At 33.4% G+C, this 13379-nt stretch carries 13 protein-coding genes and 2 pseudogenes; 10 read left to right on the top strand and 5 right to left on the bottom strand.

Annotation, left to right across the window (positions count from 1 at the left end; all coding sequences use genetic code 11):
- Positions 1 to 63 precede the first annotated feature (63 nt).
- A pseudogene (locus NHF50_RS15835) lies at positions 64 to 144 on the bottom strand (ATP-binding protein); the annotation flags it as partial.
- Between the two features lie 354 nt (positions 145 to 498).
- On the opposite strand from NHF50_RS15835, the gene NHF50_RS00670 reads away from it, so the two are divergent.
- Positions 499 to 1074: a hypothetical protein gene (locus NHF50_RS00670; protein WP_252774687.1), complete on the top strand. Its 576-nt coding sequence runs from the start codon at positions 499 to 501 to the stop codon at positions 1072 to 1074.
- Between the two features lie 404 nt (positions 1075 to 1478).
- Positions 1479 to 1883 carry a hypothetical protein gene (locus NHF50_RS00675; RefSeq protein ID WP_252774688.1) on the top strand — a complete coding sequence of 135 codons (405 nt, stop codon included), beginning with the start codon at positions 1479 to 1481 and terminating at the stop codon, positions 1881 to 1883.
- A gap of 50 nt (positions 1884 to 1933) precedes the next feature.
- On the opposite strand, the gene NHF50_RS00680 is transcribed toward NHF50_RS00675, so the two are convergent.
- Entirely contained in the window at positions 1934 to 3469 is a 1536-nt protein-coding gene (locus NHF50_RS00680; RefSeq protein WP_252774689.1) for a YifB family Mg chelatase-like AAA ATPase, read from the bottom strand.
- 185 nt (positions 3470 to 3654) lie between these two features.
- On the opposite strand from NHF50_RS00680, the gene NHF50_RS00685 reads away from it, so the two are divergent.
- The 8 genes and pseudogenes from NHF50_RS00685 (at position 3655) to NHF50_RS00720 (ending at position 8525) form a co-directional block, all read left to right on the top strand.
- Entirely contained in the window at positions 3655 to 3816 is a 162-nt protein-coding gene (locus NHF50_RS00685; protein ID WP_252774690.1) for a hypothetical protein, read from the top strand.
- Positions 3817 to 3880: 64 nt separating this feature from the next.
- Positions 3881 to 4123, top strand: a complete 243-nt coding sequence (locus tag NHF50_RS00690; protein WP_252774691.1) for a GlsB/YeaQ/YmgE family stress response membrane protein — start codon at positions 3881 to 3883, stop codon at positions 4121 to 4123.
- Positions 4124 to 4204: 81 nt separating this feature from the next.
- Positions 4205 to 4315, top strand: a pseudogene (locus NHF50_RS00695) (tryptophan--tRNA ligase); the annotation flags it as partial.
- A gap of 306 nt (positions 4316 to 4621) precedes the next feature.
- Entirely contained in the window at positions 4622 to 5104 is a 483-nt protein-coding gene (locus NHF50_RS00700) for a hypothetical protein (RefSeq protein WP_218925777.1), read from the top strand.
- A complete protein-coding gene (locus NHF50_RS00705; RefSeq protein WP_109567917.1) occupies positions 5094 to 5294 on the top strand; it encodes a helix-turn-helix transcriptional regulator in 201 nt (66 codons plus the stop codon). Before NHF50_RS00700 ends, NHF50_RS00705 begins: the two co-directional genes overlap by 11 nt.
- A gap of 265 nt (positions 5295 to 5559) precedes the next feature.
- Positions 5560 to 7017 (top strand): sodium:solute symporter, encoded by a 1458-nt coding sequence (locus NHF50_RS00710; protein ID WP_252774692.1) that lies wholly within the window; start codon positions 5560 to 5562, stop codon positions 7015 to 7017.
- The gene (locus tag NHF50_RS00715) at positions 7007 to 7441 is read left to right on the top strand and encodes a GNAT family N-acetyltransferase (RefSeq protein WP_109570556.1); all 435 of its coding nucleotides are present in this window, start codon (positions 7007 to 7009) and stop codon (positions 7439 to 7441) included. Before NHF50_RS00710 ends, NHF50_RS00715 begins: the two co-directional genes overlap by 11 nt.
- Positions 7442 to 7451: 10 nt before the next feature.
- Positions 7452 to 8525 carry an alanine/ornithine racemase family PLP-dependent enzyme gene (locus tag NHF50_RS00720; RefSeq protein WP_109567918.1) on the top strand — a complete coding sequence of 358 codons (1074 nt, stop codon included), beginning with the start codon at positions 7452 to 7454 and terminating at the stop codon, positions 8523 to 8525.
- Positions 8526 to 8571: 46 nt separating this feature from the next.
- Here NHF50_RS00720 and NHF50_RS00725 read toward each other — a convergent pair whose 3' ends face one another.
- The 3 genes from NHF50_RS00725 to pabB are packed head-to-tail and all read right to left on the bottom strand — an operon-like array spanning position 8572 to position 13306.
- The gene (locus NHF50_RS00725) at positions 8572 to 10638 is read right to left on the bottom strand and encodes a protein-disulfide reductase DsbD (protein ID WP_252774693.1); all 2067 of its coding nucleotides are present in this window, start codon (positions 10636 to 10638) and stop codon (positions 8572 to 8574) included.
- A gap of 39 nt (positions 10639 to 10677) precedes the next feature.
- Positions 10678 to 11991 carry a tRNA lysidine(34) synthetase TilS gene (gene tilS / locus NHF50_RS00730; protein WP_252774694.1) on the bottom strand — a complete coding sequence of 438 codons (1314 nt, stop codon included), beginning with the start codon at positions 11989 to 11991 and terminating at the stop codon, positions 10678 to 10680.
- A 16-nt stretch (positions 11992 to 12007) separates the two neighbouring features.
- The gene (gene pabB, locus NHF50_RS00735; RefSeq protein WP_252774695.1) at positions 12008 to 13306 is read right to left on the bottom strand and encodes an aminodeoxychorismate synthase component I; all 1299 of its coding nucleotides are present in this window, start codon (positions 13304 to 13306) and stop codon (positions 12008 to 12010) included.
- Positions 13307 to 13379: the final 73 nt, after the last annotated feature.

The following is a 13379-nucleotide window of genomic DNA, read 5'->3' on the forward strand; positions in this document are numbered from 1 at the left end:
GTTCACAGTTTTATTTAGTTTTTGGTTTAGTTAAAGCTGGTTATACAACCAGCTTTTTCTTTTTTAACGCAACCAACCTTCTCTGTCCAGACTTCTGTATTGTATCGCCTCTGCAATAATTCTGGACACTTTCAGAACATTATTTTAAATTTCAGTTATTTTTTATTACTGAAAATCTCATTTCGAAAAAAAATAAAAAAACTATTCTTCTTTCATTAGTTAACAACTAATTAACAAAAAATATTAAAATTAGGTATATAAAATCCCTAAAAATGGGTATATGAAAATAAATCTTCTACACTTACATTTGCGCCTCAAAATTTCAATAAATGATTTAGAAAGTTTTTGAGAGATTATAAACAGAACTTTGATTTAATGTTTGAATTAATAAAAACTGATATTAATTTATCAAATCTTACTTGAATTTAAAAAGGGTAAATAAGCCGAAGATTGCCCAAAAAAGAGTAGGCATAAATTTTTATAATAAAATATTAACAAATGAAAAAATTATTATTATTTTTGGTTACAGCGTTGATTAGTAATCTTTCAATTTCTCAAAATTATGAAGACTTATTAAAATCGGATAATCCATTTAATAACAAAGGTGAAAATTATTATAATTTTTTAAACACCTTAACTTCTAAAATGAAAAACAAAGAAATTAATCAAGATAATTTAAGTGATTTTATTGCTGAAAATGAATTCAACTTTGTTATGGAGTTGAATGAAGATGAATTAAACATTTATAAAAATTATTTTGGTAATAAAGATTTCAATCTTAAAAATTTAATTTTACTTGAAAATTTTGTTGTTGCAGAAAAATTAAGTTTTGACAAATCAAAACTTTTAGAATCAATTGCTTATATTAAGTGGTTCACTCTATTTTCAAACGATGTTTCTGCTAAAGCTGCTAGTGGAATTTCTGGATTTGAAACTTGTTTAGACAATTGTATGAAAAAGAAATTAGGTGCGGTTTTTAATACCGGTAATTGGGTTGACCAAACTGCTTTTATTTTAGGAACTCCAGAATCTACAGCCTGGATGGTTGGTTCTTGTACTTGGGATTGCTTATAAAAAAAATGAAAAAAATGAAAAAAATTGAAGTCCTATATTTAATAGTTATTATACTTTCTTATTTCTTATTAATCAAGGAACTTTATTCTTCATTGATTTATTTAATTACAGTTTTAATTGGTGCTATTTATTTTTTTCCATTTAGGTTGATTTTCTTTAAAAAAGAAGATAAAATAATTTTCAACATCTTATCAAATTTTTTAATTTCTTCAACTATTATTTTTTCTTATGTATCATATATACTTGGTAATCTAAGTACGTCTTTAAAGATAATACTTTTAATATATACTATCACGAATATATATTTAATATATAGGTATGTAAATTCTAAAATGAAATGTAATATGTATTTGCACTTATTACTTGCTATCATTTTAAGTTTAACGTTTTTTAAATAAAAATTAATGACAAAATATATTACAATAGTTGTAATTTTTATTTCATCATTATCTTACTCTCAAACAAATTTAGAAACCATCTTAAAAAGCAGTGAAATTTTAGTAAACGGCTTATCTTTTTTGAAAAAAGACAAAGCTGATAGTACTTCACAAACAGATTCTAAAAAGGTTGAAAGTGTGTGTGTAAAAAATAGATTGTCGCAAAAGATTACATTTATTTTGACGGGGAAAGATGAAGAAGATAATATTGTAAAAAAAGAAATGGTAATCCAACAAGATGGAAAAGAATGTTGTTTTGAAATTCCCAAAGGAATTTACACTTATGAAATTGTATTAGCTAATAAAGAAATTTATAAAAAAGGTGAATACAAATTTTATGATGAAATAACTATAACAGTAAAATCAGAATAAGCTATTTCTATTAAAAAATGTAAGGGTTCTTCTCCCTTACATTTTTATTTTTAACGCAACCAACCTTCCCGATCCAGACTTCTGTATTGTATCGCCTCTGCAATATGATGTGATTCAATAGAATCAGACGCTTCTAAATCTGCAATAGTTCTGGAAACTTTCAAAATACGGTCATACGCTCTGGCTGATAAATTCAAACGTTCCATAGCTGTTTTAATTAATCCCAAAGAAACCTCGTCCAAAACACAATATTCCCGAATTAACTTGCTACTCATTTGTGCATTATAATGTACATTTCTCATACATTCAAAACGCTTCGACTGAATAAGTCTTGCTCTGGTTACTCTTTCCCGAATTACGGTACTGCCTTCTGCTTTTCGGGTGTCTGACAATTTTTCAAAAGGAACAGGTGTCACTTCAATATGAATGTCTATCCGATCTAATAAAGGTCCTGATATCTTATTCATATAGCGTTGCATTTCCTGTGACGAAGTATTTCCCGGTGAATCCGGATCATTAAAATATCCACCCGGGCTAGGATTCATACTGGCAACTAACATAAAACTCGATGGATAAGTAATCGTAAATTTAGCTCTCGAAATGGTAACTTCTCTATCTTCCAAAGGCTGCCGCATCACTTCTAATACTTCCCGTTTAAATTCGGGTAATTCATCCAAAAACAAAACACCGTTATGAGCCAAAGAAATTTCTCCGGGCTGCGGGTAACTTCCGCCACCGACTAAGGAAACCGAACTTGATGTGTGATGCGGATTCCGGAAGGGACGCTGAGTAAGTAGTCCGGCTTCTTTGATCTTCCCGGCTACCGAATGTATCTTTGTTGTTTCTAACGCTTCCTGTACGGTCATCGGAGGTAATATACTCGGCAATCTTTTCGCTAACATTGTTTTTCCGGCTCCGGGCGGACCTATTAAAATGATATTATGCCCTCCGGCAGCGGCAATCTCCATACATCTTTTAATGGATTCTTGTCCTTTCACATCTGCAAAATCAAACTCCGGAAAATCCAAGGTTTTAGAAAATTCTTCCTGAGAATCAATCACAGTGGGTTGTAATTCCCCGTTACCTTCAAAAAAATCAATAACATCCGTTACATTTTCTATACCATAAACCTCTATTTCTTCTACAATAGCAGCTTCTTTAACATTCTGAATAGGCAACAAGACCCCTTTAAAACCTTCTTCTTTAGCTTTTATCGCAATAGACAAAGCTCCCTTTATAGGTTGCAAGCTACCGTCAAGCGATAATTCGCCCATAATGATATAATTTCCTATTTCATCAGAATTAATTTGGGAAGAAGCCGCTAAAATACCCACAGCAATAGTCAAATCATAGGCAGAACCTTCTTTGCGCAGATCGGCAGGAGCCATATTGATGATGATCTTTTTTCCGGGAAAATGATAGTTGTTGTTTTTTAAAGCAGCAGCAATGCGGTAACTGCTTTCTTTTATAGCGGAATCGGGTAAACCTACCAAGTGGTAGCCAATTCCTTTATCAATGTTTACCTCAACGGTAATAGTTGTAGCATCAACGCCGAAAACGGCGCTTCCAAATACTTTTACTAACATGGCGAATACTTTTTTAAATGGCTTATAATGATACAAATATAGAAAAAATCACGAAAAATACTATTTTATAAAAATCTATTTTCAAACAACTATTTATATTATTGAAGTGATGTGAACTTTTAAATTAAATAAAAAAAGGTATCGATATTTGCATACAAAGTGTAAATATTTTAAAACGACCTATTATGTATACAGGAACGCAACAATACATTGATGAGATGAATAGCTTTCGATCATTGTTAAACGGTTTAACAACGACTATAGAAAGCAGGAAAGGGGTTAATTATCTGACTCTCTATGTAATTGCTCTTAAAAAAATTAAAAAAACAACAACAATAAAAGATTAAATCGCTTCACTTCAACTATAAATTAATTACCTTTAAACTTATTACCTTTAAAATATTTTTAATTATGAGTTTACTTTATGCATTATTAATAGGAGCTATTGCTGGTTGGCTAGCTGGAAAACTTATGAAAGGGGGCGGATTTGGAGCTCTGTTCAATATCATTCTTGGTATTATTGGAGGTTTTGTAGGAAACTGGGCCTTTGGAATCTTAGGAATTTCTTTATCCGGTGGTATCATTGGAGATGTTTTAACAGGATTTATTGGAGCTGTCATTATTTTATTGATTGCAGGCTTCTTTAAAAAATAAACATTGCTTCCCACTTACCGGCGGTTCCTTATAGAACCGCTTTTTTTTATTCCTAAATATTCCCACGTATAAGAACCATTTATAGGCAGCTATATTCCAACCATCAATATAGACAATAATCCCAAAAACGATTCTTTCTTTTTTATCGCTAATTTTAATTTGCACACACTTACACAAATTAAAGATGCTGAAACACCTATTCTATAACAGCTACTTAATCAGCATTTAGACTCGATATTGAAAAATAAGATATTTTCACGTTTCAAAAACTAAGTTTGCTATTCTAATAAATGAAATTCAATTTAATTTTTTTACTGATTTAGTTAAGTCAACTATAATAAATGGAAAGTCGGGTTTTGAATTTACTTAACTGATTTAAGAGATAATCAAATTGAAAAAATTAAATAAGTAAAACAAAAATTACTTTATGTAAAATTTATTTGTCTATATGTAAAATAAACTTTACATTTGATATATTAATTTTAATCTTTCGTTATTATGAAAACATATTTCCTTTTTCCGAATCGGTTCAAAACCTTAGGCTGGATTTTATTTGTACCCGGTTTTATTTTTGCTATTCTAAGTTCTGTTTTTGAATGGAAAATAGATGAATACCTTAATGTCAGTGTTTTTGCTATTTACAATGATGAAATTTTTGATCAGGATTCCCATCACTTTTTCCAGATCATTAAAAACAGTATAACTGATGAAATTTTAACTTTTTGCCTGATCATCGGCGGATTACTGGTTGGCTTTTCCAAACTGAAAAATGAAGATGAATACATTGCCAAGATCAGATATGAAAGTTTAGTTTGGGCAACTTATGTTAACTACGGACTAATCCTTTTGTTTACAGCTTTCATGTATGGTATCTCCTTTCTGAATGTACTTTTTTACAACACTTTTACCTTGTTATTCTTCTTTATCATTCGCTTTCATTATATGATCTATAAACTTAATAAAACTAATCATGAGGAATAATCTAAAAGTTTTACGAGCTATAAAAAACATTTCGCAGGAAGAGTTAGCCAATCAGATCGGAGTGAGTCGCCAAACCATCAATGCTATGGAAAAAGGAAAATATGTACCTTCTACCCTACTAGCCTTAAAATTAGCCCGCTACTTTGCCAAGCCGGTAGAAGAAATTTTTGAATTGGAAGAGAACGACTAACTTAATAAAGTTAGCATTTTTAATCAAAAAACCGTTTTAATTTTAATTTTTCATTAAATATTCCTTCAAAAAAGGGGGCTTTTTGATATTTTTCATATATTTTGTACATTTGCCGCTCGTAGTTTTGTTTTTGTCACAGACAAAAGTCTTTTAAGCAACATTTTTAATGTCTGCTTTCTTTCTAAATCATTCGATTTGCAGTCAACTGCGTCCGGACCTTGAGAAAATCTCAGTTCAGGTCGACAAAATTTGAAATTATATTGAAATGCACGCAATAGATTATTTAATCTTTGTTATTTACATGCTGGCTATGCTCGGCGTTGGCTTTTACTTTTACAGAAAAAATACATCCTCAGAAGACTTTTATGTAAGCGGTCGCAGTATGAGTAGCTGGCACATAGGTCTATCCGTTGTCGCTACAGACGTAGGTGGCGGTTTTTCAATAGGGTTAGGCGGATTGGGTTTCACAATGGGCCTTTCCGGGTCCTGGATGCTTTTCACCGGACTTATAGGCGCTTGGTTAAGTGCCGTTTTACTCATTCCTAAAGTCAGCCGACTAGGACATTTGCATAAATTTTTTACATTCCCTCAAATCTTCAGCCATTTTTACAATGCCAGAGTAGGCTTATTAGCCGGCATTATTTCCGCTATCGGCTATGTTGGTTTTACCAGTTCACAGGTTTTAGCCGGAGCCAAATTAGCTTCTGCTACAATTGAAGGCTTGGATCTGCAATGGGCATTGATCATTATGGGAGCTATTGCTGTTATCTATACCTCCATTGGCGGCTTAAAAGCCGTTATTTATACCGATACCATTCAATGGATCATTTTGATCGCCGGCTTGGTTTTTATCGGAATCCCGATTGCTTATCATGCTGTAGGAGGAATGGAAGCTATAAAAACTACATTGGCACCGGAATATCTATCACTAAAAAATGTGAGTTGGCTACAGCTCTTAAATTGGTCTGTTACCATTATACCTATATGGTTCATCGGGATGACATTATACCAGAGAATTTATGCTTGTAAAAGCGAAAAAGAAGCGAAAAAAGCCTGGTTCATAGCGGGTTTATTTGAGTGGCCGATTATGGCCTTTATGGGGGTTATCCTGGGAATGCTAGCCAAAGTAGCTGCATCACAAGGAATGTTTGACAGCATCACAGATGTCGCTTCCATGGATAGTGAAATGGGACTGCCTGTTTTATTAAGTACTATTTTACCTGTCGGGTTAATGGGATTGATGCTTTCTTCTTATTTTTCAGCCATTCTCTCTACTGCTGATAGCTGTTTAATGGCTGCATCCGGAAATATTGTAACAGATATTATTGAAACCTTTTACAAAAAGAACATATCCGAAAAAAAACTACTTCAAATTTCCCAAATTGTAACACTTGCTGTTGGTGTTTTTGCTATTCTTCTGGCTTCACAAATGCAAAACGTATTAGAGTTAATGCTGTATTCTTATGCTTTTATGGTTTCCGGACTTTTTGTACCGGTTTTAGGAGCACTCTTCTGGAAAAAGAGCAATGCAAAGGCAGCCTTCTGGAGTATGCTCTTAGGCGGAGCTACAACAATCAGTCTCATATTGTCCGGTAACAAACTTGCTTTCGGATATTCACTGCCAAAAGATCTGGATGCCAACATTTTCGGGATCAGTATCTCCCTACTTACTTTTATTGTATTATCAAACTATCACTATAAAAAGAATAAAAATGGAATTTAATATTATTAATTCTAAAACAGGTGAAAATCCTGTTTTTACATCAGAAATTATTGCCGATTTTTTATTTACCCATCTGGAGCAATACGGCGATGCAAAAGAAGATATTTTAAAATGTATCGATTACGTTATGACTCCTGAAAAAGGAGGTACTATCATTGTCGGAACCGACGAAAACAAAATCGTAGGCATCGTTATTTTGAACAACACAGGAATGAAAGATTATATTCCTGAAAACATTTTGGTATATATAGCAGTTGACAACAGTCAGCGCGGCAAAGGCTATGGCAAAAAACTGATGCAGAAAGCTATTGCAAGTGTTGAAGGAAGCATTGCTCTTCATGTGGAACCTGACAATCCGGCAAAGAAGTTATATGAAAAACTAGGTTTTACCAATAAGTATCTGGAAATGCGTCTAACACAATAAGTATTGAGTCATGGCATTTTTAAAACTAAACAGGCAAAAGCTAAAAGAAAATTACACATTCTTAGATCAATTATTTAAAGAGCGTAACATTACTTGGGGAGTTGTTTCCAAATTACTATGTGGTAATACGATTTATTTAAAAGAGGTCTTAGATCTGGGAGTTGAAGAAATTCACGATTCCAGAATTGGCAATTTAAAAAAGATCAAAAAACTAAATCCTGACGTTCAAACCGTTTACATAAAACCTCCTTCTAAACTAAATATTCCTAAGATTATAGAATTTGCTGACGTTAGTTTCAATACCGAAATTTACACTATTAAAATGCTTTCAGAGGAAGCCAAACGTCAAAATAAAATTCATAAGATCGTTATTATGATCGAAATGGGTGATCTGCGAGAAGGTGTTCTGGGCGAAGATCTATTACAATTTTATCAGGAAGTTTTTAGTTTACCTAATATCAAGATCAGTGGTATAGGTACCAATCTGAATTGTCTTAGTGGTGTTATGCCAACGCAAGATAAACTGATCCAGTTGAGTTTATACAAACAACTCATTGAAGCAAAATTCAATATTGAAATTCCTTGGGTTTCCGGTGGTACTTCTGTAGCAATACCACTTATGCTGAAAAATGCAAGACCAATGGCTGTGAATCACTTTAGAGTCGGAGAAGCTCTTTTCTTCGGTAAAGATCTATTCACAAGCGAAACCATTGAAGGTATGCATAACGATGTGTTTACCCTTTATTCAGAAATCATTGAAATTACAGAAAAACCAAACAACCCCATAGGAGAATTGGGTGAAAATGTAGCCGGAAATACTTATGAGATCAATGAGGATACCGATTTAAGTGAAACTTCACTACGAGCTATCTTAGATGTTGGTCTTTTAGATATGCAGCCACAATACTTAATTCCCGTTAATCCGGATATTACAATTGTAGATGCCAGTTCAGATATGATGGTCATTGACATTTCCGATTCTAAAAAAGAGTACAAAGTAGGCGATATTGTTACGTTTAAACTCCAATATATGGGCGCTTTATACCTGCTCAATTCCGATTATATTGAAAAGATCGTAGAATAAAAAACGAAGCCAAAAGGCTTCGTTTTTCTTTTAGGCAGCATTATATTTATTTCTCTTTAAATGTTTTAATTCCTCCTTCTAACCAAGTCTTATATTCATCAGCATCAGGAGTATAACCTACAGGAGTATTAATATCTTTTCCTTCAGCATCTAAGATAACATAAAAAGGCTGAGCATTATTTTGATAACGTGTAATTTGGAAATCGCTCCATTTGTTACCAATAGTTTTTATTTCTTTTCCGGTTTCCGGCGAAGTATATTTATCTTTTTCTTCCAATTCACGCTTATCATCAACATAAAGTGAAATCAATACTACATCATTTTTCAACAATGGTAAAATTTCAGGTTTAGACCAAACGTGTTCTTCCATTTTTCTACAATTTACACAAGCATGACCGGTAAAATCTAATAAAATTGGTTTTCCGGCTTGTTTAGCATAAGCTACTCCTTTATCATAATCGTGAAAAGCTATAATTTTATGTGGTCCATAGTGAGCATGTTCCGGTAAAACTTCAGTAGTAGTTGTTTCTCCTCCATTGGTATACCCTACTCCATAAGGACTTTCACTATATGTCATCGGCGGTGGAAATCCAGAAATCACTTTTAGCGGTGCTCCCCATAATCCCGGAATTAAGTAGATTGTAAAAATGGATATTATCAACGCCATAAACAAGCGCCCGACAGAAATATGAGAAAGCGGACTATCGTGCGGTAATGTGATTTTCCCGAATAAATAAAATGCCCAAGTTGCAAAAATAGCAATCCAAATAGCTATAAATATTTCTCTCTCTAACCAATGTAATTGTAATACTAAATCAGCATTTGATAAAAATTTGAACGCCATTGCTAATTCTAAGAATCCTAATGATGCTTTTACAGTATTCATCCACCCTCCTGATTTAGGCAAAGAATTTAACCATCCCGGAAATAATGCAAATAACATAAATGGCAAGGCAATAGCACTGGAAAAACCTAACATCCCTACAATGGGAGCAATTCCACCTTTTGAAGAAGCCTCTACTAATAATGTCCCTACAATAGGACCTGTACAAGAGAAAGATACAATAGCTAAAGCTAATGCCATAAAGAAAATAGCTAAAATACCAGATTTTCCGGCTTGCATATCTACTTTATTTGCCCAAGATTGAGGTAATACAATTTCAAAAGCGCCAAGGAATGAAGCCGCAAAAAATACCAAAATAATAAAGAATATGATATTAAAAATAACACTCGTTGACAAAGCATTCAAAGAATCAGCACCGAAAATGCCGACAATCAACGAACCTAATGCTACATAAATAACAATAATAGATAAACCATAAAAAACGGCATTCATAATTCCTTTTTCACGAGAACCACTTTGTTTAGTAAAGAAACTTACTGTTAGTGGAATCATTGGAAAAACACAAGGCGTCAATAATGCTGCAAAACCACCTAAAAAAGCAAAAATGAAAATCGTCCAAAGGCTTCTCTTTTCTTCACGTTTTTCTGCTTTTACTAAATCTTTATGCTCTTCTGTTGCAACAGCAGTTTTTGCTTCTTCTTTTCCTACAGGCTCTTCTATAACAGCCACTTCTGTAGTATCGATCTCTAGTTCTAAAGGTTTTGCTTCCGTTTCTGGAGCTATAGTTTTAACCTCTTCAACTACTGCCGGTTTTTCTTCCTTGATCTCGGGTAATTTGAATGTAAATGTTTTGTCTTGTTGAATACATTGTTCTTTACAAACCTGGTATTCCACATAAACCTTTATTTCTTTTAACTGAGTATTAGTTACCTTAATTTTTTGCTTAAACTGAGCCGTATTACTAAAGAAATATTCATCTACTTCAAAAATATCATTGTACTCTTTAATGTATTTACTTTCTGAAGTTTTTCCAACAACGGTATAATTTCCTTTGACTTCTTTATATTCAAAAACAGTTGGCAAAGCACCTCCGTCTGGGGTATATTGTGAATACATGTGCCATTCCGGCTCAATAGTCGCATTCATGACCAACTCAAACTCATTATTGGAAATTTTTGTCAGGCTGGTTTTCCATTTTACCGGATCTAAAAGCTGAGCTTGGCTGATCCAGGAAATAAGTAGTAAAATAAAAAATAAGTTCTTTTTCATTGGTTTTATTTGGTTCTTTAATACTATTTCTTAAACAATTTAATCTTCTAATGCTATTTTTAAAATTCTTGTTGTATCGGAATGAGCCATAAATCGTTCGTCTGCTCTTTTTCCGATCACCCAAATAATTTCATTTTTTACAGAAACTAATAACCACTGGTTTTCTTTATCAAAAAGTGAGTATTTTTCATCTTTAAAATATTTACTCAGCTTTTTCTTTCCTTTCATTCCACTAGGAAAAAACACATCGGCTTCTTCTCTTTTTCGGACAATCAATGGAAAATGTAGTTTTTCTGCATCTACAAAGATAGTATTGTTATTAAAATAGTCGATAACCTCAACCTGCTCAACTGTAAGTTTTAAGGGAACTTTAAGAGTATTTTGTTTTTCAGAAATAGAATAAACACCTTCTTTCGCTTCTTTAAACTTAGAAAGTATCAGTCGCTCTCTGTTTTTAAGTAGAATATGTGTTGGCGAAAGTACTTTTTTTCCGGTTTGAGCATCTAATAGATTATAAATATCCTGCCAGGCCGTGAAGCCGAAATCGTTCAGCCATTGGTACAGATAGAATTGGTAGTTCGGTAATCTTCTCAGGTACTCCACAGGAATCGAAACACCTCCATTCTCTTCAACAGAAAGCAATTCTGAAATGGTACTTGCAGTAGTTTCATGAATTACATCCTGAGTTTGTTTTAAATACTCTTGTGTTTTAATGAAATTATCGAGAAAAGTAGGATGTAATTCTTTTAATAACGGAACGATATGGTGTCTGATCTTGTTTCGTAAATATTTATCAGAAGCATTGCTACTATCTTCCCGCCACAAGATATTGTTCTCTTTAGCATACTCTAAAATATCCTGACGTGAAAAAGGCAGCATCGGTCTCAGGATACTTTTGTTTGCTTCCGGAATAGCCACTAATCCGTCTAAGCCACAACCCCGACTCAGGTTAATAATAAACGTTTCCAAATCGTCGTCGGCATGATGAGCTGTAAGCAAATATGGAATATTTTGCGTCTGCATTTCCTCTTCAAACCAGCGGTAACGCAATTCGCGAGCGGCAATCTGAATGGTTTGCTTGTGCTTTGTAGCATATTCTTCCGTTGCAAAATGTTGTACTTTAACGGAAATGCCTTTGGTTTGAAAATATTGGATCACAAATTGTTCGTCCCCATCACTTTCTTCGCCCCGCAACTGAAAATTACAATGCAAAACAGAAAACGAATACCCCAATTGTTGAAACAAATGAGCCAAAACCATACTGTCAACTCCTCCGCTTACGGCAATGTAGAATGGGCTTTCTTTTAAAAAAGTAAATTTATTTTCTATATGGTTTTGAAATCGAGTTAACATCTTTCAAAAATAAGCATTATTTATTTCCCAAAACCTCAAACATGGCTTTAGCTTTTAACAAACATTCCTCATACTCTTGCTCAGGAACAGATTGTGATGTTATAGCACTTCCTACGGAAAAAGAGAGGTATTGCTTTTCGGAATTATACAAGATGGAGCGAATTACTACATTAAAATCAAAATCACCTTCAGGTGTAAAATAACCCATAGCGCCACTGTACAAACTGCGCTTGGTTTCTTCTAAGTCTTCAATAATTTTCATTGCTGAGATCTTAGGCGCCCCGGTCATACTTCCCATAGGAAAGGTAGATCGTATAATTTCAACCGGACTAGTCATTGATTCTACTTGAGAAACGACCGTAGAGATCATCTGGTGTACTTGCTTAAAAGTATAGATACCGCACAATTCTTCTACTTCAACACTTCCTTTTGTTGCAGTATGAGACAGATCGTTTCGCACCAGATCAACAATCATAATATTCTCAGAACGCTCTTTTTCACTAGATCGTAGTGCTGCTATGCTCTCTTTATCTTCTGCTTCAGTTTGTCCTCTTCTGGCTGTTCCTTTTATCGGTTGCGAAATGACCTTGTTTCCTTCTTTGCGAATATAGCGTTCAGGCGATGCCGAGAGTACATAATGTTTATTATTCTTTAAATAAGTAGCAAAAGGAGGTCTGGAAATAAGATTCAATTTTTCATAAATAACTAAAGGATCGATCGGGGCTTTCGCCGCATAAAATTCCATGCAAAAATTAGCCTCATAAATATCACCTCTGTGGATATGATCCAACATTTTATCTATTTTCGAAAGATATTTTTGTCTGGAAATCCGTTGGTTGATCTGTATTGCTAAACTTGTATCTTTTGCGTCCGATTTTGTCTGAACTGATATGATAGCTTCAAGATCAAATTCAATTTCATCATCAATATAGTTCAGGTATTGAATTTCAAGTTCATTTCCTTTCAAAAGGAATATTTTTTTAGGTTGAAAAAAGAATACATCCGGAAACTCCAAGCCGTCTGAATTATTAGATTCCAGCTTTTCTGTATCATTTTTCAGGTCATACGATAAATAACCAAATAGCCAATCTTTAGTTTGTGATTGGTATTGATGCAAATCATCAAAAGCATTATAAAAATCAGTTTGAACAGAAGTAAAAGCTTCAACTGCCAAAATACAATCGTAATGGGAATATTTTTGCTGATAATCATTCGAATCTAAAAAAACTATTTCTCTGAATTGGTTCGCCCAATACAGTAATTTTCTCTTAAATTCTTCGGGATCAGAAATATGTTGAATTACTTTAGTTCTCAATTCGGAAATTTAAACCCCAAAAGTACTGAAAATATAAAAAACAAATATGTTACCGTGTATTTTCTATCAGGTA

This window comes from Flavobacterium sp. NRK F10 (assembly GCF_024054235.1).
Classification (GTDB): domain Bacteria; phylum Bacteroidota; class Bacteroidia; order Flavobacteriales; family Flavobacteriaceae; genus Flavobacterium; species Flavobacterium sediminis.